Annotated in this window: 26 protein-coding genes; 1 reads left to right on the top strand and 25 read right to left on the bottom strand. The window is 54.3% G+C overall.

From position 1 onward, the window contains the following. Positions 1-10 precede the first annotated feature (10 nt). From ACFSW5_RS16865 to ACFSW5_RS16920, 12 genes are all read right to left on the bottom strand, one after another. Positions 11-766, bottom strand: a complete 756-nt coding sequence (locus ACFSW5_RS16865; protein ID WP_379275487.1) for a hypothetical protein — start codon at positions 764-766, stop codon at positions 11-13. 123 nt (positions 767-889) lie between these two features. Next, on the bottom strand, positions 890-1,273 hold the full coding sequence (gene panD, locus ACFSW5_RS16870; RefSeq protein ID WP_379275490.1) for an aspartate 1-decarboxylase: 384 nt from the start codon (positions 1,271-1,273) through the stop codon (positions 890-892). Beyond that, the gene (gene panC, locus ACFSW5_RS16875) at positions 1,266-2,159 is read right to left on the bottom strand and encodes a pantoate--beta-alanine ligase (protein ID WP_379275492.1); all 894 of its coding nucleotides are present in this window, start codon (positions 2,157-2,159) and stop codon (positions 1,266-1,268) included. Before panC ends, panD begins: the two co-directional genes overlap by 8 nt. Beyond that, positions 2,134-3,051 (bottom strand): 3-methyl-2-oxobutanoate hydroxymethyltransferase, encoded by a 918-nt coding sequence (gene panB, locus ACFSW5_RS16880; RefSeq protein ID WP_379275495.1) that lies wholly within the window; start codon positions 3,049-3,051, stop codon positions 2,134-2,136. The genes panC and panB overlap by 26 nt, the downstream gene beginning before the upstream one ends. A gap of 324 nt (positions 3,052-3,375) precedes the next feature. After that, positions 3,376-4,353, bottom strand: coding sequence for a biotin--[acetyl-CoA-carboxylase] ligase (locus ACFSW5_RS16885; protein WP_379275497.1), 978 nt, complete (start codon positions 4,351-4,353; stop codon positions 3,376-3,378). After that, positions 4,346-5,650 (bottom strand): CCA tRNA nucleotidyltransferase, encoded by a 1,305-nt coding sequence (locus tag ACFSW5_RS16890; protein ID WP_379275500.1) that lies wholly within the window; start codon positions 5,648-5,650, stop codon positions 4,346-4,348. Before ACFSW5_RS16890 ends, ACFSW5_RS16885 begins: the two co-directional genes overlap by 8 nt. Before the next feature lie 42 nt (positions 5,651-5,692). Continuing rightward, a complete protein-coding gene (gene bshA, locus ACFSW5_RS16895; RefSeq protein WP_379275504.1) occupies positions 5,693-6,862 on the bottom strand; it encodes an N-acetyl-alpha-D-glucosaminyl L-malate synthase BshA in 1,170 nt (389 codons plus the stop codon). 178 nt (positions 6,863-7,040) lie between these two features. Further along, positions 7,041-7,730 (bottom strand): bacillithiol biosynthesis deacetylase BshB1, encoded by a 690-nt coding sequence (bshB1, locus tag ACFSW5_RS16900; protein WP_379275508.1) that lies wholly within the window; start codon positions 7,728-7,730, stop codon positions 7,041-7,043. A 5-nt stretch (positions 7,731-7,735) separates the two neighbouring features. Continuing rightward, positions 7,736-8,161: a methylglyoxal synthase gene (gene mgsA / locus ACFSW5_RS16905; RefSeq protein ID WP_379275511.1), complete on the bottom strand. Its 426-nt coding sequence runs from the start codon at positions 8,159-8,161 to the stop codon at positions 7,736-7,738. A gap of 16 nt (positions 8,162-8,177) precedes the next feature. Continuing rightward, on the bottom strand, positions 8,178-8,981 hold the full coding sequence (dapB, locus tag ACFSW5_RS16910; RefSeq protein WP_379275515.1) for a 4-hydroxy-tetrahydrodipicolinate reductase: 804 nt from the start codon (positions 8,979-8,981) through the stop codon (positions 8,178-8,180). A gap of 34 nt (positions 8,982-9,015) precedes the next feature. Continuing rightward, a complete protein-coding gene (locus ACFSW5_RS16915) occupies positions 9,016-9,534 on the bottom strand; it encodes a tetratricopeptide repeat protein (RefSeq protein ID WP_379275518.1) in 519 nt (172 codons plus the stop codon). Between the two features lie 54 nt (positions 9,535-9,588). Further along, positions 9,589-9,924, bottom strand: coding sequence for a nucleotide pyrophosphohydrolase (locus tag ACFSW5_RS16920; protein ID WP_379275520.1), 336 nt, complete (start codon positions 9,922-9,924; stop codon positions 9,589-9,591). Between the two features lie 219 nt (positions 9,925-10,143). Between ACFSW5_RS16920 and ACFSW5_RS16925 the strand changes: the two genes are divergently transcribed. Then, positions 10,144-11,010, top strand: coding sequence for a YitT family protein (locus ACFSW5_RS16925; RefSeq protein WP_379275522.1), 867 nt, complete (start codon positions 10,144-10,146; stop codon positions 11,008-11,010). Between the two features lie 5 nt (positions 11,011-11,015). Here ACFSW5_RS16925 and ACFSW5_RS16930 read toward each other — a convergent pair whose 3' ends face one another. The 13 genes from ACFSW5_RS16930 to hisC all read right to left on the bottom strand — a co-directional run bounded on the left by ACFSW5_RS16930 (position 11,016) and on the right by hisC (position 22,357). Then, complete coding sequence (locus ACFSW5_RS16930) at positions 11,016-11,870, bottom strand: sporulation protein YpjB (RefSeq protein WP_379275524.1); 855 nt, start codon at positions 11,868-11,870, stop codon at positions 11,016-11,018. Positions 11,871-11,914: 44 nt separating this feature from the next. Then, positions 11,915-12,547, bottom strand: a complete 633-nt coding sequence (locus ACFSW5_RS16935; RefSeq protein ID WP_379275526.1) for a DUF1405 domain-containing protein — start codon at positions 12,545-12,547, stop codon at positions 11,915-11,917. A gap of 526 nt (positions 12,548-13,073) precedes the next feature. After that, positions 13,074-13,952, bottom strand: a complete 879-nt coding sequence (locus ACFSW5_RS16940) for a c-type cytochrome (protein ID WP_379275528.1) — start codon at positions 13,950-13,952, stop codon at positions 13,074-13,076. Between the two features lie 18 nt (positions 13,953-13,970). Continuing rightward, positions 13,971-14,642 carry a menaquinol-cytochrome c reductase cytochrome b subunit gene (gene qcrB, locus ACFSW5_RS16945; RefSeq protein WP_379275530.1) on the bottom strand — a complete coding sequence of 224 codons (672 nt, stop codon included), beginning with the start codon at positions 14,640-14,642 and terminating at the stop codon, positions 13,971-13,973. Positions 14,643-14,661: 19 nt separating this feature from the next. Beyond that, entirely contained in the window at positions 14,662-15,189 is a 528-nt protein-coding gene (locus ACFSW5_RS16950) for a ubiquinol-cytochrome c reductase iron-sulfur subunit (protein ID WP_379275532.1), read from the bottom strand. A 232-nt stretch (positions 15,190-15,421) separates the two neighbouring features. After that, entirely contained in the window at positions 15,422-15,862 is a 441-nt protein-coding gene (locus ACFSW5_RS16955; RefSeq protein WP_379275535.1) for a DUF2487 family protein, read from the bottom strand. Positions 15,863-16,096: 234 nt separating this feature from the next. Then, the gene (locus ACFSW5_RS16960) at positions 16,097-16,279 is read right to left on the bottom strand and encodes an IDEAL domain-containing protein (protein WP_379275537.1); all 183 of its coding nucleotides are present in this window, start codon (positions 16,277-16,279) and stop codon (positions 16,097-16,099) included. 96 nt (positions 16,280-16,375) lie between these two features. Beyond that, positions 16,376-17,545 (bottom strand): hypothetical protein, encoded by a 1,170-nt coding sequence (locus tag ACFSW5_RS16965; protein ID WP_379275540.1) that lies wholly within the window; start codon positions 17,543-17,545, stop codon positions 16,376-16,378. 227 nt (positions 17,546-17,772) lie between these two features. Beyond that, complete coding sequence (locus ACFSW5_RS16970; protein WP_379275542.1) at positions 17,773-18,351, bottom strand: histidine phosphatase family protein; 579 nt, start codon at positions 18,349-18,351, stop codon at positions 17,773-17,775. Between the two features lie 16 nt (positions 18,352-18,367). Beyond that, positions 18,368-18,979, bottom strand: coding sequence for an anti-sigma factor (locus tag ACFSW5_RS16975; RefSeq protein ID WP_379275544.1), 612 nt, complete (start codon positions 18,977-18,979; stop codon positions 18,368-18,370). After that, positions 18,976-19,575 carry an RNA polymerase sigma factor gene (locus tag ACFSW5_RS16980; RefSeq protein ID WP_379275546.1) on the bottom strand — a complete coding sequence of 200 codons (600 nt, stop codon included), beginning with the start codon at positions 19,573-19,575 and terminating at the stop codon, positions 18,976-18,978. The genes ACFSW5_RS16975 and ACFSW5_RS16980 overlap by 4 nt, the downstream gene beginning before the upstream one ends. Before the next feature lie 589 nt (positions 19,576-20,164). Continuing rightward, entirely contained in the window at positions 20,165-21,256 is a 1,092-nt protein-coding gene (locus tag ACFSW5_RS16985) for a prephenate dehydrogenase (protein ID WP_379275549.1), read from the bottom strand. A gap of 3 nt (positions 21,257-21,259) precedes the next feature. Next, positions 21,260-22,357 carry a histidinol-phosphate transaminase gene (gene hisC, locus ACFSW5_RS16990; protein ID WP_379275552.1) on the bottom strand — a complete coding sequence of 366 codons (1,098 nt, stop codon included), beginning with the start codon at positions 22,355-22,357 and terminating at the stop codon, positions 21,260-21,262. Between the last annotated feature and the right edge of the window lie 171 nt (positions 22,358-22,528).

A 22,528-nucleotide genomic window follows, 5' to 3' on the forward strand; every position in this document is an offset into this window, starting at 1 on the left:
CCCGATCCTCTCACAAACAGCATAGCTCGGTGCTGCCAAAAAATAAAGATAATTGCTGGGGCGATTCCTTGCATGATTTCATATTGTACAGCGAGTCCGTAAATTCCGGATATACCTCGTAAGCCTTCATAAACAGCTTCTCGGCGTATTCCATATTTCTGCGGACGGCTTGAATGCACCCCAATGCATTATAGCCTAAAGCCTGCCACTTCGGAAAGTCGGTTAAGGCGACAAGCATCTGGAAATGACGGTGCGCTTCGTTCCAGTTTTGCAAATGCATATTCGTCATGCCTAAATACAACCGGATCAGATTGCTTTCGGGACATTCGTGCTGCGCTTTATGAAAAAAACGGTCGGCTTCGTGAAACATAAATAATTTATAATACCCTTGGCCTAACGTAAAAAACTCAGCCGCCTGGTCCGTCAGCGACAGAGCGTCGCCGCCCTCCAATGCCGTTTCGCCCGAAGGCGCATCGAAAGCGGCGGCTTGCTGCTTGTCGGAATAAGCAAGCTCCGCGGCCGCTTCCGTCTGGCAGCCGCCCGAAGCCGGAGGAACCGGCGCAGCGGGGAATGCTTGCTGAAGATGTTGGAACTCGGACAGCTTCTCCTCGAATACGAGCCATTGCTCGATAAGACTGTCGCTTGCCTTCTTCAGCAAGCCCAGCTGTTCTTCCAGCTGGACTCTCCGCTCAGGCGGCGACGATGCGTATTCCTGTACGATTTGATCAAGCGTTTCGTTCATCACCGCAAATAAATGCTGGAACATTCCGCATCCCGCCTTCGCCAAAGATTGAGGATTGTTTATGCTCATTCTTTGTTTCGGGCATGCTTTTCATACTTCCAGCCAGCGGTTACATAACGATGGCTAGATCCTGCTTGCGTATCCTTCTTACAGAATAGTGGCGTGAATTTCTTCCGTCAAGCTTTTGAGCGGACGGTTGTTTTCGTCGACAATCGTAATAACCGGTTTATAATTGCGGGCTTCCTCGTCCGTCATGACGGCATAAGAAATGATAATAACGGTATCTCCGGGCTGAACGAGACGGGCGGCGGCGCCGTTCAAGCAAATGACGCCGGAGCCGCGTTCGCCGGCGATAACGTATGTTTCGAGACGGGCGCCGTTATTATTGTTGACCACCTGCACCTTTTCGTTCTCGAGCAGATCGGCCGCTTCCATCAAGTCCCGGTCGATCGTAATGCTGCCTACGTAATTCAGGTTGGCTTCCGTAACGGTCGCGCGGTGCAGCTTCGATTTCATCATCGTTCTATACATGTGCGTGAACCTCCGATGGTTGGAGTAACCGGTTGTCGATCAACCGGGTGGAGCCGAACTTCACGGCGACGGCCAGCAGCAGCGGCGCATTCGCCTCGTGGACGTTCACGTCCGCCTCGGGTTGTTCGAGGCGCGGATACGTGAGCAGCTCTACATAATCGATGGCCGCTTCGTCCGCTTCGCCTATTTTCGCTTTTACGAGCTCGGTCAATTCGGCCGGCGTAACGGCCCCTTCGTCCATACGGTCGGCCGCAAGCTGCAGCGCTTGGGACAAGACGACCGCCTGACGGCGCTGCTCGGGCGTCAAATACACGTTGCGCGAGCTGAGTGCAAGACCGTCCGGCTCCCTTACGGTCGGACAAGGAACGATCTCGACAGGGAAGTTCAGATCCTCCGTCATTTGTTTAATGACGGCAACCTGTTGCGCATCTTTCATGCCGAAATACGCGCGGTCCGGCTGGACGAGATGGAACAGCTTGCTGACGACCAGCCCTACGCCGTCAAAATGGCCTGGACGGGACGCGCCGCACAGCCTTTCCGTAACGCCGCTCACCAGCACCTTCGTCAAAGGCCGCTTCGGATACATTTCCTCCACGCTTGGAAGAAACACCAAGTCGACGCCTTGCTCGCCAGCGATCGCCAAATCCCGCTCCTCGTTGCGGGGATATTTGTCGAAATCTTCGTTTGGGCCGAATTGCATCGGATTAACGAAAATGCTTACCGCCGTGAAACGGTTGTCGGCTACGGAGCGTCTCATCAAGCTGGCGTGGCCTTCGTGCAAGTATCCCATCGTCGGCACAAAGCCGATCGTTTCCCCTTCGGCAAGCTCCCGCTTCCATTTCGCCACAGCCGCTTTCAGCTCAGGAATAGTTCTGCACAAAATCACGGCTCGCCGCCTCCTTCTCGCTTTCATCCTTGGCCTTCGCCTCTCCATCGGAACTGCGGCCGCCGCCGTACAGATGTTCCGTCGTTTCCTGCTTGGCTGCTCCAAACACATTGCTTTCGGCCGGAAACGCTTCGGTTTTGACGTCGTGCACATAGCTCTCGATGGCATCTCGTATCGTCGTGCCGATGTCGGCATACGTTTTGACGAACTTTTTACTAATATAAGGCGAAGAGTATTGCAATATATCGTGATAGACAAGCACTTGTCCGTCGCAGCTTCGTCCCGCGCCGATGCCGATCACCGGAATGGACAGCTCCTTCGTGATCGATTCGGCGATCGGTTCGGTTACCATTTCAAGCACGACGGCGAAAGCTCCGGCTTCTTCAAGCGCTTTGGCGTCTTCCATCAGCTTGCGCGCTTCCCGCTGCACCTTGTAGCCGCTCAGCTGGTGAACGGACTGCGGCGTTAAGCCGATGTGTCCCATGACCGGTATGCCGGCCTTGACCAAGGCGGACACCTCGGCGGCGATTTCCGTTCCGCCTTCGAGCTTAAGCGCATGAGCCCCGCCTTCTTGCATGATCCTGGCGGCGTTCCTGAGCGTCGATTCGCGGCCGATTCCGTACGTCATGAACGGCATATCCGTGACAATAAACGTATGGACCGCTCCCCGGGCAACCGCCCGGGTATGGTAAATCATATCCTCAAGCGTCACCGGAATGGTCGTGTCGTAGCCGAGCACCACGTTTCCGAGCGAGTCGCCGACGAGAATGATGTCGATTCCCGCTTCCTCGGCCAGCTTCGCCGCCGGATAGTCGTAGGCGGTCAGCATCGAAATCCGGTTTTTCTCCTGTTTCATCTTTTTCAAATCCGCAATTGTAAGGCGTTTCCTCATCATGCTTCATCCCTTTCGTCTCATTAGGATAAACACAAAAAAACCTTTTAGCCGCTGCTAAAAGGGTTCCGGTCGTAGAAAAGGAAACGCGCGCGTATAACAAATTCAGGACATCTGAAAGCACGGTCCTGCCTATGCGCAATATGGCGGCCATTAGCGCGGTATGCGGCTAACGGGCGCACGTTCGTATTCCTTCTGTCTCGGTCCCTTCGGCTCAGAGCAGAAAATAAAATGGTCACTTCAAGCCTTGCGGCACAGTGCAGCTCCGTACGGATACCGCCTGTTGTCTCATCATATCAGAATCCGGCGCGTTCGTAAACGGATTCAAGTGGAAGGCTCGCCCATATCCGCCGAAAAAACGACAGCCCGTTCGCCGCTTGCCTTCTCTACGATAATCGCTCCGCTTGCATCAAGCCCGACCGGCGTCCCTTCGATCACGCCTTGCGGCGTCAATAACACGGCCGGCTTATGAAGCGATACGGACAGCGCCTCCCAGAGAGGGATGATGGCGTCAAAGCCGCCGGATTGGTAGACGTTAAATAGCTGCTCCCATTCGAGCATAAAATCGGCAATAATTTGCGTCCGGTCAAACGGCTTGCCGGCGGCGATGCGCAGCGACGTCGCTTTGTCCGACACTTCCGGCGTGTAGTCGTCTTCCTCCAGATTGGCGCTGATGCCGACTCCGGCAATCACATATCGCAGCCGCTCGTCCTCGGCCGTCGATTCCAGCAAAATGCCGCTTATTTTCTTCCCTTCGATCTGCAAGTCGTTCGGCCATTTAATCCCGATCGTCAAGCCGGTAACCCGCATCAGGCTCCGACAAAGCGCAACCGCGGTCAACAAAGTCAGCTGCGGGGCAAAATGAATCGGCACTTGCGGGCGGAGCACCATGCTCATCCATATGCCTTTGCCGTACGGCGATATCCACGACCTGCCCATGCGCCCTTTCCCTTGCGTCTGCAGCTCGGCCACGACCAGCGTCCCTTCCGGCGCCCCGTCCTCGGCAAGCTTCCGGGCTACGTTTTGCGTCGAGTCGACCTCGTCCAGCAAACGCAAAGTCCGGCCGAAGCGCTCCGTGCGCAAACGGTCCGACAGCTCGGCTTCGGAAAGCCTGTCCGGCTTGAAAACAAGCTTATACCCAAGCTTGCGGGAAGCGTCGAACCGGAAGCCGAGCGATTCCAGCTTGCGAATATGCTTCCAGACGGCGGTACGGCTGACGTTCAGCTCTTGGCTGATCGTTTCGCCCGATACGTATTCTCCCTCGCGGTTCTCAAACAAATGCAGCAGTTTCTCGCTATTCATGCGCACACTCCTCCGCTTTCCAGATGTCGGCTTGGGCCAGCAGCTCTTCTTTGCCGTTCTTGATCCGGCCAAGCGCGGCTTCGATCAGAAGGCGGTTCAACCATTCGCCTGTCCACGAGCCGGGCCGCCGCTCCAAATGTGCCGCCAGCTCCTTGCCGTTCAGCCGCAATTCCCGAAGCGTCGCAACGGGCATCGAACGGAGGCAATTCTCGAGCCAATCCGCGGCCCGGGCGTATGGAGCCGCATTAGCGGCGCGGACGATGCGCAGCCAGCTTTCCGCCGCTTCCGTCCCGTGGCGGACAACTAGCTTTACCCAAAGTCTCCGCAGCCGTTCGGAGGCCGGATCGGCCGCCTCGTCGAAGCAGCCCGTTCTTTCGGCTTCGCCGGTCATGTCCATATGGAGCCTAATCATTAGCGCGATCTCGTCCTTGCGTTTGCCGGCAAAGCGCAGCGCGTCGAGCGTACGCTCGGCTTCTTCCGCTTTGGCGCCGTGCAGCAGCAGCAAGCAGGCCCACCGGTCGGCCGGCAGCTGCAGCCGGTCCAAAGCGCCGTACGCCCTCCCGGAACGGAAATCCCCGTCTCCTCCGAAGAAACGCGCTTCGAGAGGGTCTTTCGTATACGAAAGCAGCCCGCTTTCGTTCAATACGGCAATCGCTTCGCCGGGAGAAGCGCCGCCGATCATTTTATCCAGCTCCATCCGGACGCGTTCCATCGCGATGTGCCTAAGCAGGCTCCGGCGGCGAAGAAGCGCTTCCCATGTATCCGGCGAGCAGCGGAAGCCGAATTCAGCCATAAACCGCACCGCCCGCAGCATGCGGAGCGCATCTTCGTCAAACCTGGCGTCGGCGTCCCCGACGCAGCGTACGATGCCTTCGCGCAAGTCGCGAATCCCGCCGAACGGATCAATGACCGTGCCGTCGGCCCTAAGCGCGATGGCGTTGATCGTCAAATCCCGCCGCATCAGATCGCCTTCGAGATCGGAGATGAACGACACGCTTTCCGGCTTGCGGTGGTTCTCGTAAGCCGATTCTTGCCGGTACGTCGTCACTTCGTAAGCGCGGTCTCCCGCAAGAACGGTGACGGTGCCGTGCTGGATTCCCGTCGGCACCGTCCGTTCGAACAACCGCATCACCTCGTCCGGCTGCGCGCTTGTCGCGATATCTACATCCGTTATCGGTCTTTGAAGCAAAATATCCCTGACGCTGCCGCCTACAAAAACGGCCTCGTAGCCGCCTTCGGCCAGCCGTTCCAATATCGGGAGCGCCGCTTTCATTACGTCGGGCATCTCGATCCGCATCGCCCTGCACCTTCTTTAGATTGTTCGCTGTTCGTTACCGCATCAGCATTCTTGGCAAGCGGCCATCGGCCGCTCCGATTCCATGCCAAGAACCCGGTAATAAATTTGTTCGTATTGCGATGTAATGGCATCGCTCGTAAACTCGGAAGTTGCGCGATGCAGGCACGCCTGGCTGAATTGACGATGAAGACGTTCGTCGAGCAGCAGCATCTTCGCATATTCGGCCATGGCGTCCACGTCGCCGATCGGCGCCAAATACCCCGTTTCCCCGTGCTTCACGAGCTCGGGGATGCCTCCGGCGGTCGAACCGACCGTAGGGACGCCGCACGCCATCGCTTCGAGGGCTACCAGCCCGAAGCTTTCCTTCTCCGAAGGAAGCAGCAGCACGTCCGCCATCGAGATCACTTGGGCGACGTCCTCTTGCTTGCCAAGGAAGCATACGCGGTCTTCCAAATTCATTTGCCGGATTTTGCATTGCACCTTCGACAATTCCGGGCCTTCGCCCACAAGAAGCAGCTTGGACGGAACCGTTTCCGCCACTTTGGCAAAAACGTCGATCACGTCGCAGACCCGTTTAACCGGGCGGTAGTTCGAAATATGCATCAATATTTTTTCGTGCGGAGCCGCATAATCGTGGCGCATGCCGGATACGTCGCGCGGATAATAAACGCGCTTGTCGATAAAATTGTACATTAAATCGATCGGCTTCGTAATGTCGAGAAGCTGTCTCGTTTCCCGAATCAAGTCCTTGGATACGGCCGTCACCGCGTCGCTTTGATTAATGGCGAGCCGGATCAAATCTTTAATCGATTCGTCCTGTGCCAGAACGGTAATATCCGTCCCGTGAAGCGTCGTCACCGTCTTTAGATCCGATCCGACCATTTGTTTCGCCAAAAAAGCGCAAACCGCGTGCGGCACGGCGTAGTGGACATGCAGCAAATCCAGATTTTGCATTTGCGCCACTTGCGCCATTTTGCTGGCAAGGGACAAATCGTACGGCGGATAACGGAAGACGTAATAATCGCTTACTTCCACTTCGTGAAAAAAGATGTTTTTATGATAATGCCCTAATCTAAACGGAATGCTGTGCGTAATAAAGTGAATTTCATGTCCCCGTTCCGCCAGCAGCTTCCCGAGCTCCGTCGCGACGACGCCGGATCCGCCGAGCGATGGGTAACACGTTATTCCGATTTTCAATTTTTGATCGAACATTCGGGACCAGCCCCCTTCTGTCAGCCATCAGTTAATAGTATTCCAAGAACGGCTGTACACATTTGCCTGCGCCGGAAAAAACATTCACGTTAAGCGGAGACGATTCCGTCCGTATCGGAGGACAGACCGTTTCGCTTGAAAGGTTTAGCCGTATATAGAACGGTATGCGAATCTAATTTTATTTTGCAAAAAAATCGACCGTATGCGGCCGTTTGATGGCGAAGCCTTCCGCGAAGGCGTACGAGTGCGATTGGCCGAGCAGCATGTCGCGCGCCTCTACCCGCTCCACGTAACGGTCCGTCAAAGGCGTAGCCACCTGGTCCGCGCCGTTCATCATAAACTGGGAACGATAGCATAGAAGCGCTTGCCGCTTCGTTTCATAATGCTCCGATACGTCCACGACAAGCGAAACGTCCGCGGCATCGTTGATGTAATAATAGATAAGCTGCCGGACCGTCACAGGCTCAAGCTCCGGCATGTAGCGGCGCAGTTTGGCGTTGAACACCGCTTCCTCCACCAGCTTGCTGCAAGCGATATGATCCGGGTGGCGGTCAACCCAATACGGCGCGAAAACGACTTTGGGCCGGGAACGTCTGATTTCGGCAACAACGGCGTCGATCTGTTCTTTGGTAGAGGCAATGCCGCGGTCGGGCAGACGCAAATTGGTGCGGGAAGACAAACCGAGCACCGCAGACGCTAAGGCAGCCTCCTGCTGCCTTAATTCCACGGTGCCGTTGGATGACATTTCTGCCAAAGTCAAATCGCATACGCCCACCCGAAGTCCCGCTGCCGTATGCTTCGCTATCGTTCCGCCCATTCCGATCTCGGCATCGTCCGCATGTGCGCCAAATACGAGAATGTCCAGCATGGCGGTTATACCGTTCCCTCCGGTTTGTATTTATGAACGAGCTCGCGCCAGGCGAAATCGCCGCGCTCCAGCGATTTGACCAGCAGCTCGGCCGTCGCGATATTGGTCGCAACCGGAATGCCCTGAACGTCGCACAGCCGAAGAAGCGCCGTAATATCCGGTTCGTGAGGCTGCGCCATAAGCGGATCGCGCAAAAAGATAATCAAATCCATTTCGTTTTGCGCCACGAGCGCGCCGATTTGCTGGTCCCCGCCGAGCGGCCCGGACATAAACCGGTGGATGTTCAGCTTCGTTTGCTCCATAATGCGAAAACCGGTCGTGCCGGTCGAATACAGCGTATGCGGCACAAATACGTGCTCATAGGCCGTCACAAAGTTAACCATCTCGTCTTTTTTTCGGTCATGCGCAATAAATGCGATTTTCAAGCCCATCGTTGTTTCCTCCCCGTTAGTCCATCACATGTTCAAACCCGTATATAAGTCCGGTATAGGTCATGACCTTCTTCACCGCAATGTTGACGCCCGGCATGTAGCCCGCGCGTTCGTAAGAATCGTGGCGAATTTTCAACGTTTGGCCATAACCGCCGAATATCACTTCCTGCTGCGCGAATACGCCTGGCAAACGAACGCTATGTATGCGGAAGCCGTTGTAATAGCCGCCCCGCGCTCCTTCGATCGTCTCCTCTTCCTTCGGATTGCCTTGGCGGAGTTCTTGCCTTACTTGCGAAATAAGCTCCGCCGTTTTGATCGAAGTGCCGGAAGGCGCATCCAGCTTCTGATCGCCGTGATACTCGATAATTTCGACATGCGGCATATATTTCGAAGCTTCCGCCGCGAATTTCATCATCAAAATCGCGCCGATCGAAAAATTCGGGGCGACAAGCGCGCCAAGCTCTTTGTCCTTGCACAGCTTGTCCAATTCATCCATCTGCTCCGGCGTTAGTCCCGTCGTGCCGATAATCGGCCGAACGCCGTAGCGGATAGCGGTGCTTGCATTATGATAGGCGGCCGCCGGCACGGTGAAATCGACCATGACGTCGGCCCCGGACCCTTCCAGCGCTTCTTCGATCGTGCCGGAGACGGTTACTCCCGTGGCCGGTTTGCCCACAAGGCTCCCCGCGTCCGCTCCGGCTGCCGAAGGAGAGACGGCAGCGGCAAGCTGCAGCGTCTCGTCCTCCAGCACCATTTTCACGACTTCCCGTCCCATGCGTCCGCCGGCTCCGATTACTGCTACTTTTATGAGTGAAGACATTATAAGCGATCCTTTCTTCCTTCATTGAAGGTTATTATATGGGGTTATTAGCAAGACGCTGCTTGCGCAACAATTCCGCGTACAGCCGCCTGGCCGCAAAATGGTTATGGTCCAGCCTTACGGCTTCCCTTGCGCAGCTGACGGCGTCGTGTAACCGCCCCAGCTCGCGGTAAGAAAGCGCCAGCTTGTAATGGGCTTCAAAGTTAAGCGGATCTTGCCGCGCGGCTTGCTCGAGCAGCGGTATCGCTTCTTCCGGTTTGGAAGGCTGTTGATCAAGCAGCCGGTCCGCTTCCAGCACAAGCAGTTGGGCTTCTACGATTTGCAAATAATATTCGTATTCCGGATTCCCGGGCTCAAGCAGAACGGCTTGCCGCGCGCATTCGCCGGCTCTCTGCCACTTGCCGCTGCGAGCGCAAGAAATCGCGCATTTGTGATAGTAGCTTGCGTTCTCTGGTTCAGCTGCAATAGCTTGCTCAAACCAATAGATCGCCTGCTCGAAATCGGCATTCCATATATAGTTGTAAGCTTTTTTTATGCAGCTTTCCCCGTCCATACGCCCACCCTCCTTGTACACAGGCTGATGGTACAGCATATGACGGGTACGGCATTACGGTTCGAGATTTTTTCTCGTCCAGCGGTTCGCGTCCCGGGTGTTGAACTTGTGCATCACTTTATCGTGCGCCTCCGTCAGATCGATCCCAAGCGAATTGGCGAAGCAGGACAGCAGGAACAAGATGTCGCCAAGCTCCATCTCGACGGAGTTCTCCGCTTCGTCGGGCTTCTTCGGCTTCTCGCCGTAATAATGATTGATTTCCCGGGCAAGCTCTCCGACTTCCTCGCTCATGCGGGCCATCAAGGCAAGCGGGCTAAAGTACCCTTCCTTAAATTGCGAAATATAATCGTCCACTTCTTTTTGTATGTCTCTAAGCGTCTTATCCCCCATGCACGAACGTCCCTTTCTTTCTTTTGCGTCGAGTTCCGGTCGATGAACGGCAGCGCAGCCTCCGGGGGCTATCCGCTTTAGCCATTCTATGTAAAAGTCAGTAACAATTCATATGTTATCGCAAAGATGCGCCGAAAACAATGTTTTTTCCTCGGGCTGGATACGCTATAACTATGAATCGCGAACCGACCGCATCGCGCCAAAGGAGTGAACCGTTTTATGGCGATGTCCATTGCCAAGCATCTTCGTTCCGTGCTGCCGATTATGATCGGCACCGCCGTCTACGCCTTCGGGCTTCATTATTTCGTCCTGCCCAACCAGCTGATGGAAGGCGGCGTTACCGGAATATCGGTGCTGCTCAACTACGCGCTCGGGTGGCCGCTGTCCATGTCGACGCTGCTCCTGAACATCCCGCTGTTTGCTCTCGGATGGAAAGCGTTAGACCGGCGGGATATGTTCTATACGATCATCGGCGTGCTGTCGCTGTCGCTGTTTTTGTGGCTGATGGAGCTGTTGATCGCCAATGGTTGGATCGTCACCTTCCATACGTCGCAGGATTACATACTTGCCGCGTTATACGCGGGCGTCTCGTTGGGAGCGGGACTTGGTCTCGTGTTTCGGTTCGGGGGAACGACCGGCGGAGTGGATATCGTCGCGAGAATCGTAACCCGCTGGAGGGGCATAAGCATGGGGCAGTTTATTTTATGCCTGGACGCCGTCATTATCGGCCTTGCGCTGTTTTTTATCCCGATTGAAAAGGTGCTGTATACGCTGGTGACGGTATTCATCGCATCGAAGCTGATCGACTTTATCCAGGACGGTGCCTACTCGGCGAGATCGTTTACCATCATTTCCGACGAAAGCGAAGCGATCGCGGCCGCCATTACAAAGGAGCTGCATCGGGGCGTTACGCTGCTGCCGGCCAAAGGCGCATTCTCCGGACAAACAAAAGAGATCGCCTATTGCGTCGTCCAAAGGCAGGAAATCCGCCGTTTGAAAACGATCGTGCGCAATATCGATCCCCGTTCATTTATTGTAGTCAGCGAAGTAGACGACGTACTCGGAGAAGGGTTCTCCGATCCGTAACGGATTTAGCGGAAGGGCTTTATGCCATAGGGCTGCTGTTTATATTTGCGGTAGCCGACATAAGCCAGCACGCCCATAATGACGGAGCCCAGCATTAGGATCCAGCTGACGGGATGGCCGGCATGGATCGGAGCGACCGCCGGCAGCGGCTCCGCGGCAGCCGTTCCTTCAAACAATACGGACAACGAAGTCTCAAGATCCGCGAGCGCTTGATTCGTCCAATCCGGCTGCGCTTCCTGCCGCTTGTCCGCTTCCAGCAAGCCTGTCGTATAAGCGATTCGTTCCTTTAAACCGTCGGCCTTCGCCGGATCCGCTTGAAGCTTGACGGCCGCTTCTATTCGATCGTAATGGACCGCGAGGAGATCGATAGCCGCTCTTGCCGATTCGGCGCCTCGCCCGTCCATCCGGTTCCAAGCTTTGACCACCCTTTCCAGATCGTCGCGCATGACCGTTTCATAAGAATGCCATAGCGGTACCTCGGGCCGCACGATCGCGTCCGCGGCTAGCCGAATGCGGGCCGCGTCGGACAGCCAGTCCGAGCCGGGCTTGCCGTTCGACAGCTTGTATTCGATCTCCGCGGCACTGCGCTCGACGATCGCCCAGCCAGCTTCGCTAAGCGGCAGCCGCTTCATCTGCTTGTCCATCATGCCTCGCAGCTGCTGAACGTACAAATAACCCGCCTGCCGGTTGGACTCCCGGGCGGCCCGATACAGCAGCTCCGCCGTACGGTCGAACCGGATGGCCGTTTCCGGGGCGACTAGGTTCGCTTGTGAAGTCGAGGCGGAGTCCGCCCATACGGACGCGACAGAGCCTAACAACATTGCCAAGCTTAATAGAGCAGGAATTATTACTCGTCTCATCATGGACATCCCCCCATAACCACTCTATGAGGGGATGCTTGAGGTTATTCCTTTTTTCGAAGACGGACGGAGACGAGCGCTGCGACAAACGAAAACAAGGAGAGGCCGTAGGTAAAGTTCCGTATGGCCGGCAGATCGTCGTATAAAGGCTCGGCCAACCATGGAAACACACCGTATGTATAGTCCACGGTATCGTTAATGAACAGCCAAGCCGCGCCGATCGTCACCGCCCACGGCTCGGCCTTCATAAACCGTGCGTACAGCAGAACCTCCAGCGCCATCCCGAGATGCGATACACTGAGCATGTAATGCTCCCATACGATTTCGCTGCCCTGCCATCCGCCGGCCACGATCATCGCCACGGCCCAAATGCCGTACTTCACGGAGCATACGATGGCGAGGCCTTCGATCAGCTGCCGGATGACCGACACAAGCCGCGATTCGGAAGTCGGGGGATAAAGCATGTACAGGAGCGAAAGCGTAAAAAACAGGCTTGCCGTCGGGCTGTCGGGAACAAAAACGATTTGCCAAAGCGGATTTTCCTCCAACGTCAGCTCCAATTGGTTCCCGTACCAAATATAGCCGTAAATCGTTCCGAGCAGGTTGACCCAAAAAAGCAGCCACAAAAACTTGCGGTTCATCAAAAACTCGCGGCTCCAAAAATATGAAATCGGCAAAGCACTCTTCTCCTTCAATAGAATGTCTTTTTCAGTACATCGAAAATTGGCGTTCTTGTCAAGTCGATCGATCTCCCCCTACCCCTCGCTGGGGTCAAACCTCCCCCCACCCCCTCCAATGGAGGGGCTCCAAGGGGCTCGCCCCTCTGGACACCCCAAATTAGCGAGCCTGCAGCGCGGCCGTCTTCGACAATCCGTTATCGCAAACCCTCGCATTGTCCTGGCAGACAAAGCTTTTCTTACCACTTCTTACGCCACGTTATGCCTTGGGGTGCTGCCTGCTACGTGCTAACCTTTATTGCGGATACGGGCAAGAGCCGCTTGTCCTGGCGGACAAAGCTTCACTTCTTCGTGCTTGCCTTGCTGCTTAGGTTACGCCATGCCTTGGGGTGCTGCCTGCTACGTGTTAACCTTGATTGTGAGTACGAGCAAGAGCCGCTTGTCCTGGCGGACAAAGCTTAACTTCTTCGTGCTAATGTTCAAAACCAAAAAAGAATCCGGTTCATTCGACCGGATTCTTAATGATTTATTCCGTTGGCGCTTTTTGCTTAGCCAGCCATACGGCCAGTTGATTAATTTCATCCGAACTTAACTGGTCCTTGAAGGCCGGCATTTGGCCTTTGCCGTTTGTAATCGTCGCCGCAATTTCCTCCTGCGACAGACGGTCGCCGACGCCGGTAAGTGCCGGGATGGCAGGCGGATTGCCGCTTAAATCGGCAGCGTGGCAGCCTACGCAGGTTGCTTTTTTGGCAATGTCCATAGCCGGGTCGTTCGCGTCGACGAGCGCCACTTTCTCTTCTTCGCCTGTAGCTCCGCCCGTCTCCGGTTCCTGACCGCTTTCGGCCGCTTCTCTCGCCTTCTCTTCCCGTTCGATATGCTCGGGAACCGTGTTCGTTTCTTTCAGCTGTTCTTGATAGTGATCCCAGGAGATCACCGTCAAGTATACGACCGAAATTAACGACAAAAACATAAGCGAAGACGCGATCGGCCTGCGGTAGAAACGGCGCTCCTTGCCGGTATCCAAAAACGGCGCAAGCAGCAGCGAGCCGAACATGATTGCCGGAACGCCGATCGTGCCCAGCACGACGTATTGCTCCGAAACGTAAGGATATTTCAGAAATTGATACAGGAACAGGAAGTACCAGTCCGGCATCGGAATAAAAGCCGAGTTCGTCGGATCGGCCGGGTAGCCGAGCGGCGCAGGCTCCGCCATCGTCCATACGAGAAATCCGACCAGAACGACGCAGCCGACCATCCATTCCTTTAACAGGAAGTTCGGAATGAACGCTTCGGATTTCCCGGGGAATGCGGTGTAATCCGGCGGAGTTTGAAACCCTTTTCCCTTCTTAACGCGAGAGTCGCCTACATATACGACTTTTTCGTCTGATTTATGGCCGTGTGCCATTGGTTATCCTCCCTTCGCTTAAAGCGGCCCCGAAATGCCTTGTCTACGGATCATCAAGAAATGCGCAGCCAGCATGGCAATAAGAGCCCCCGGCAGGAAGAATACGTGAATGGCGAAAAACCGGGTTAACGTCTGGGCGCCCGTTATGTCTCCCCCGTAAAGGAACGTGGCGATGTAAGGACCGATGTACGGCACCGATTCCGCGATTTGGACGCCGACCTTCGTCGCGAAATACGCTTTATTGTCCCAAGGCAGCAGGTAGCCCGTAAAGCCAAGGCCCAGCATGATGAAGAAAATAAGCATGCCGACGACCCAGTTCATCTCGCGGGGAGCTTTATAGGAGCCGGTAAAAAATACGCGCAGCGTATGGAGAAACATCATGACGATGACAAGGCTTGCCCCGAAATGGTGCATGCCGCGCACGATGCCGCCGAATGCAACCTTATGCTGCAAATAATCGACGCTTGCGTAAGCGTTATTAATATCGGGCACGTAATACATCGTCAGGAACATCCCCGACAAAATTTGAATGACGGTTATAAAAAACGTCAAGCCGCCGAAGCAATATACGAATGCGGAAAAGTGATGAGCGGGGTTGACATGCTCAGGCACCTCGTGGTCGGCCACATCTCTCCATAGCGGCGTAATGTCTAGACGCTCGTCCACCCAGTTGTATATCGTTTTAAACATCCGAGCTACGCCCTCCTATCTAAACCCGTGTATTCGGTTTAATCGCACCTAAGTAGACAAAACCGTTTTCAACTTTCACTTCGTATTCATCCAAAGGCTTCGGAGATACGGCCAGGTTCTTCCCGTCGATCGTGTAACGGGCATTATGGCAAGGACAGTCGTATTCATTCTTGCCGTGCGTATTCCATGCGATGGTGCAGCCCAAATGCTTGCAAATCGGGGACAGCGCGAATATGCCGTTGTCGCCTTTCGTTATGTACGCGGATAGCTGGGCTTCGCTCTCGTACCAGCCGTCCACCTGATGCACCTTGAAATTAAAAACTTGAGGCTCGGCCGTAATTTTGGATTCCTCGACCACTTTAACCCACGTGCTTTCGCTTTTTTTCTCCAGCAGCGGGTCAATCGCAAATCGAACCATCGGCAGTACAGCTCCGCCTACCATAAAAGCGGTCGTGCCTCCAAGCGTATAAGACAAAAATTGACGTCGGGACATCTCCTTGCGCTGAACCGGCCGATGTGCAGAATCATGATGTTCGTGGTTACTCATCTTCTGATCTACCCCCTTTGCCAACCATATATCATGCCTTGTTTACAGCTAAACAAATGACGAGCTTAAGACATTTCCTATAATATCCTAGCTAACAAATAGCGTCAATATATGGAAGTATCTTTGAATACGCCTAAAAAAAGCGTTTTTTCATTTGGTCATCATTTTGTCACAATTGGCCTTGCCTTCCATTTGTTTTTTCCAGAGGGCGCCGGTTTTATGCAAAATAACGTCAAATGGCTTCTATCGGGGGCTCGCCCGCCCACAGCCTCCTGACGTCGGCGGCAATGTCCGCCGCATCCGGCCATTCGCCGTCGTCGCGCGGGGCAACGATCAGATCGGACGACGGGGCCGATAACTTCAAGAAGCGGCTCGCGGTAACCATAATGACGAATCTGAACCCGGCTTGCTTCAACGAGCGGCATAACCGCTCCGCCGCCAGGTCCGCGTTATCCGTATCCGCATAATGGCTTGCCGGATACGTAACGATACGGCCTTTGAACGGGATTTCGATACGATCCATCAAGTCTCGCAGCTTCTCCAGCTCCGCGGTCGCTTCATGGGGAAGCTCCGTGCCGGTCAATCCCGTTATCGGAAGCAGGCATGTGTCCATATAAGGCTTCAGCTCAAGCCACCTGCTCTCCGAAAATTCGCTGAATTTCAAACGGAGCACCTCCCTTCGCTGCTATCGTACAAGCTGTGTACTATATTACAATCTTTTGCGGAATTTGCCAATATAGCGTATTTAATGGCGACGCCTTTTCCGCTTTGCAATGCGTCCAAGCAAAGACAGCGTCAAGAAAGCGTTTAAAAAAATTTTTGCCGCTTGAAACAAGCGGTACTCGTTTCAAGCGGCAACAGCCTCTTTGCTTATTTTGTTCATCGAGCGAAAGTCCTGCCTTTGACGTCAATGATGAATTTCGTTCAGCTGCTTCGTCAAACGGTAGAACGTATCCTCATCGCCGGCCGCGAGCGCGTTGTCAATAGCCCGGTAGATTTGGTCTGTACGGTACTTTAGTACGGCTTCATCCAGTATCATCTCGGCTGCCAATGCCAGCATCGCTTCATAGGTCACTTTCATTTTATCCATAGGATACACCCCCATAACCGACAATTGAAGATCATCTTGAAATGCCGTTGTCGAATCGCTTTTTTAGCACCGGTTAGAAACCCGTTTCGTTTACCCTTAAGAGACGTATTCCGGTTCTGCAAGTCCCGCCACGACCGAGCTCCCTGCTTTTGTCATGCGGATGACGGTTCCGTGCCGTTCATGCTCCCCGATCCGGAGCAGTCCGAGATGAACCATCATGACGATAATTCTTTGCTCCAGTATCGTCTCGGCGTCGTCGTAATAATACGGCTTGATCAAGGGCAGCAGCACTTTGCTGAGCGAATCCGCCGTTACCCACTGCTCGGCTAGATAGTTGATCCAATGAACGAGCGAATGCAAATTCGGGATCGGCCCCTTGTACGTCTTCAGCCACAGCTTGTATAGCTGAATCTGCTCCCCCGGCGGCTTGACGGCAAGCCGTTCTTCCCCCGCGGCGGTCAGCGCAAGGCGAATTCCGTCGTCCTCCAAAAACTTGGACTGCCGGCAATAGTCAAACAACAGCGAAAACCGGTTCGGATAAACGTTAAAATATTTGCCGTATCCGAACCTCCAAGCCCCTTTGGGCGGAAGCTCCTCGCGAATCGCAAGCCGGTCGAACAGCTGCAGAACAAACCTTTTGTACATCGTTCCGTCGGCCGCCAGCTGCACTTCATTATGGTAAATATAATGAAGCAACGCCCGCACATCGTCTTGCATGAGCCCTTGCTCGTCCCGGTACACATGCGGGTCATCGGTATACGTTAGCTCCTCGGCAAACTTCCGTCTCAACGTCTCGCGGAAACGAGCCTTTAAATCGTGAGGAACCTGGAACAAATATTTGCCGGTGCCGCTGTAGCCGTTGAACAGCCATCCCTGATGCCTGAACCGGTTGATAATGTCTCTCGGGACGGGCGCCTCAGGTTCCGGCTCGGATTTTTTTCTGGCGCGCTTCGCTGCCGTCTTTTTCTCCGGGGGCTTCGCCTCGGCTTTCGCCGTTTGACCGAAACAGCTCTGCTGGGCTCTCGCCAGAAGTTCTTCCAGGCTGAAAGCTTCCCGCGACTCGAACAACAGGTGATTTAGGAACCGTAAGTCTTCGATCGTCAAACTGCCCACTTGCGAATCGAACACGTCTTTGCGGCTCACGGTCGAGAGTATGGATTGAATCAGCTCGTTTTTCGAATGTCCGCTGCATTCGCATCGATAGGCTTCCGCAATCCGGCTGAGCTGCTTAATATCCGCATAACCGAGCATGTCCGCCAAGTTCAACGTTACTCTCCCCTTTCCGCGCCGCTTATGCCTCGTATTCCGCCGATAGCCGCGGCAATGTACTACCATTATGGGAAATTATGCGGATTTTATAACATCCTGCTAAATTTGTTGCGGGCAAGCGGAACAACCCCCCCAAGAATCGGAGCACCGTCACCGGAGATGACGTTGTTTCGCATAATTTCACAAACAACAAAAAAGCGGCTCTTCCGCCAGGGAAGAACCGCTTACGATTCCAGATGTCTCATGCAATTATATAAGAGCGGATACCAACGCCCGTCTTGCAATTCCAATATCGAATACGACATATTGCCGATGAACTGCGTGCCCATGTCCCCGCACAGCTCCTCGAACAGCTGGGCCAAAAAGCTACCGTGCGACACGACAAGCAGATGGCGGTCGGGATTGCGCTCGTATTGTTCGTCCAAAAACGCCCGCCCTCTCGCCCGGACGCTTTCATCCGGCTCCTTGCCGGTATCCATGGCGCGCCAGTCGTCTCCCCAACGTTCCAGGCGCTCCTTTTCCGTCGTACCTTCAACCTCGCCGTAAAAGCGTTCCCGAAGCCTCTCATCCGGCTCCAGCAGCGGTATGTTCAGCTTATCGGCAATGATCGACGCCGTCCTGTAAGCCCGCGCCAGATCGCTCGATATGACGGCGTCCCAGCGATGGACGTCTTGGGCAAGCCGGTCCGCCAGCAGCTGGGCTTGACGAATCCCTTCTTCGTTAAGCGGTATATCCGTTTGACCTTGAATTTTGCCTAGCGCGTTCCAATCCGTCTTTCCGTGCCGTATAAATCCGATTATCAATTGTCCGTCTCCTTTATCAGCTTCTCGTTCGGGATAACCAGTTTAAAATGAGCAACGTGATGATGATGCCCAGCAGTGACAATGCGACCCAATATTGCGGATAAGCGGGCATAACCTGCAGAACGAACGGGTCGCTGATGCTCGCTACCGGAACTTCGGCGTTGAACTTGGCCGTCACGACGATGCTGTCGCTTGAGGCGCTCGCGGTCTCGATCAGCCCGGTTAACTGCTGCACCTTCTGGGACGAGGCGGTATCGGCCGCATGGTTCTGGAACGCGAAGTATAGCAGCCCGCTCATGAACATCGCCATCAGGCATGCCACGACAATCGCCGTATTTCTCCGGAACGACCGGCTGAAATGATAGCTCTTGTGCGAAATCGGACGGAGCCATGCTTGTTCGGCATAGATCCGTTCCATTACGCCGCGGTTCAAATGATCGACCGGCCCGATCACCTCTTCGGGAACGGATAAATCGCGAATAAGCTTCTCGCTTTCCTCCCAGAGCCGGAACTGCTCCGAACATAGATCGCAATGCTGCAAATGCTGTTCGACAGCTTCCCGGTCGGGGGCGTATTCGGGCATATCCCAATATTCGCTGAATTTATTTTGAACATCGTCGCATTTCATCGCGTCTTCATCCCCTCGTATTCTTCCATCAAGCCCGGTTCATGGCCGAAGTACGGCTCCAGTTGACTTTTCACGCTGGCCCTTGCCCGAAACAAGAGCGACTTGACGGAACTGACCGTCTGTCCCAAAATATTCGCGATCTCCTGATAGTCCAGCTGGTCATATTCCCGAAGAATAAGCGCCGAACGTTGCTTCTCCGGCAAGTTGTTGATGGCTTCCCGGACCATTGCCATTCTTTCCTTGCGCAAAATCATCTGTTCCGGAGCGATTTCCGGCGAAGCGATCGGGTCGATCCCCGATTCGTCCAGCGACATGTTTGCGGTTTTTTGCTTGCGGAGCTCGCTAAGCACCGTGTTTCGCGCAATCGTATAAAGCCACGTCGCGAAAGAAGCGTCGACCTCGCGAAAGGAATGGAGGCTTCGATACGCTTTATAAAACGTTTCCGAGCATAAATCTTCCGCCATCAAATCCAGCTTGGCGCTCTTTAACATATGATAGATGAATGCTAATATTTTACGCTGGTAACGCCCCATCAATTCGGAGTACAGTTCGACGTTACCATCCTTGATTTCGCGTATGAGCTCGGAATCAGTCATGACAGGCGAACCTCCTCCACCTGCGGATTATCCCTCTTCCGGCTACGTATCATTGTACCGGGTTAAAAGGGAAAAGTTGCGGCGTTCTGCACAAAAAATCCGAAAGTCATTTATGTAAAAATTCGAGCACGTTTATCAAATTCCTTCTTATATCGACATCCGAAAACGAAAAATCCACAAATTTACAGGAGCGCGCGCCCAAATCATTTTATCATAGCTTACGGTGCAAAAAATGAAAAATGAGAAAATTTTTTTGAACGAAAACAAATCGAGGTCGTCTTACGGAATCCTATGTAGTTAGCGGGCAAAAAAAAAACCGCCTTTTATAAAAAGGCGGTCCGCACAGGGTGCGAATTATTGGATAGGAGTGGAGAGAAACCATACTGTACTTTTATTATATGTATACGCTTCCAATTTGTCAATAAGCGCATACATTTTTTATTCGAAATATTTTTGAAGAACCTCGGCCGTTTCTTGCGGACCTTTCACAGCCTATAAAGCCCTCCAAGCCCAAAAAAATCCGGGCGGCAAAGCGGATATTACCGCCTTGCCGCCCGGAGCGTTCGGACCGCATCGGATTAACGTTACCTTATAAATGAACCGAATAACCCGAAGCCGTCAGCTGCGCAAGCGCCTTGTCCAGATCCTCCTGCTTGCGGAAAGACAAGCGAAGCACGCCGGGAACGTCTTCCCTGCTTTCGATAATTTGAATGTTGCTCAAATTAATTCCGCTATTGCCGAGCTCCGTAGCGATTTTGCCGATGATGCCCGGATGGTCGGGAACGTCGACATAACAATCGAACGTCGATATAATGATGCCTTTGCGCCGCTCCGGCAGCTTCGAACGGAATTCGCCCGCTTCGCGGAACGCCTGCTCTACCGCGCTCCCGTCTTCCGTCTCGAGCATGCGGACGAATTTCTCCGTCTCGGCGTTCCAATCCTTGAGCAGCTTCAGCAGTACGGCACGGTTATTGATCAGAATGTCGCGCCATACGATCGGGTCGCTGGCCGCGATCCGCGTAATGTCCCGGAAGCCGCCTGCAGCTAATGATCCGTATAAATGATTGCCGTCATTGTACCCTTTGATCTGATTGACAAGCGCGACCGCGATAATATGAGGCAGATGGCTGATCGCCCCTACGATCTCGTCGTGCGACACCGAATCGACGACGACGATATGCGCTTTCGTATGGGCAAGCAAAGCCTTCAGCCGCTCCAGCGCGTCGGAAGGCGTCGTCTCATCCGGCGTAAGCACATAGAAGGCGTTCTCGAACAAATAGGAGGACGCCGCTTCGACGCCGGATCTTTCCGAGCCGGCCATCGGATGGCCGCCGATAAATACGGCGTCCGGAAGCTGCACGGAACGGGCGCATGCCGCAACCGAAGCTTTCGTGCTGCCGACGTCCGTTATAATGCAGCCGGGTTTCAAATTGAAGCGGCTGAGCTCGTTCACGTATTGTTCCAGCATGCCGACCGGAACGCATAAAAATATAAAGTCCGCACCCTCCGCCGCCTCGCGCATCGACGTCGTCGCGTAATCGACGACTCCTCTCTGCACGTATTTCTCCACGGAAGACGGCCGGCTGGAATGTCCGACGACCGTAATGCCAGACTTGCCTTTAAAGCATAATGCAAGTGATCCGCCAATTAATCCAACGCCAAATATCGTTACTTTGATCATCGTTTATCCGCGCACCGCCATATCCTGAAGCACGTCTTCCAGCGCCGCTACAAACTTCCGGTTCTGTTCGTCCGTCCCGACGGAGACGCGAATATAAGTCGGATAATGGCGCCATCCCGCCCTCACGATAACGCCTTTGCGCAGCAAAGCATCAAAGACCGAAAGCGACGAAAGGCCCGCATCGACCAATACAAAGTTGCTCTGCGTCGGAAAATAAGCAAGGCACAGCCGTTCGAACTGCTCGTATAAGTATTCGACGCCTTTCCGGTTTTCGGACCGGCAATAGTCGACGAATGCCGGGTCTTGCAGCGCCGCTTTCGCAGCCGCTTGCGCAGCCCTGCTCGTATTGAACGGCTCGCGGACCTGATTGATATAACGGATGACCTCCGGCCGCCCGACGCCGTAGCCGATACGGAACGCCGCAAGACCGTACGCTTTGGAGAAGGTCCGGAGCACGACCAGATTGCCGTATTGTTCCAGCAGCTCGATGCCGTTCGGATAATCCGGATCGACGGCGAATTCGAAATAAGCTTCGTCCAGCACGACGAGCACATGTGCGGGAACCCGGTCCAGAAACGCGGCCAGCTCTTCTCGGCTGACGATTGTCCCCGTCGGATTGTTCGGATTGCAAATCCAAACGATTTTGGTCCGATCCGTTATTTGGGCCAGCATGCCGTCCAGATCGTGTTTGCCGTCCGAAAGCGGCACTTCGATAATGCGGGCATTCTCGATCTCGGCGTTATGCTTATATTGGGAGAACGTTTCGTCAGCCATGACCGTTTCGTCTCCTGCCGCCAGAAACGCGCGGCAAATCATCAAAATGATGTCGCTCGAGCCCGTTCCGAATACGAGCTGGTTCCGCTGTACCCCAAGCCGGGACGCGAGTTCCTCCGCAAGCTCCGCCGAAGCGCCGTCCGGGTAAATATTCGATTGCCCAAGCTGCTCCATAATGGCGGCTTTCGCCCGTTCGGAGCAGCCGAACGGATTTTCATTCGATGCCAGCTTGATCACTTCCGTCAAGCCCAGCTCTTTCTGCACTTCCTCGATGGGCTTACCGGGCTGGTAAACCGGAAGATGCACAATATTGCTCTTAGGCTGCATGAGCCGTTCACCTCTTCTAATTGTTTACGCAGTACTTGCTTGCATTTACAATATTGTCTCATATCCGGCGCATCTTTTAAAGCACATTTCCATAAATGAGCCGAAAACCGGATATTGGAACTAGGGGAGACTCTTATTCTTATCTATGCGGAAAATAGAAAAACCCCCGCG

Origin of the sequence: Paenibacillus thailandensis (genome assembly GCF_042685365.1) — a bacterium.
In the GTDB taxonomy this organism is placed as follows: domain Bacteria; phylum Bacillota; class Bacilli; order Paenibacillales; family Paenibacillaceae; genus Paenibacillus_AP; species Paenibacillus_AP thailandensis.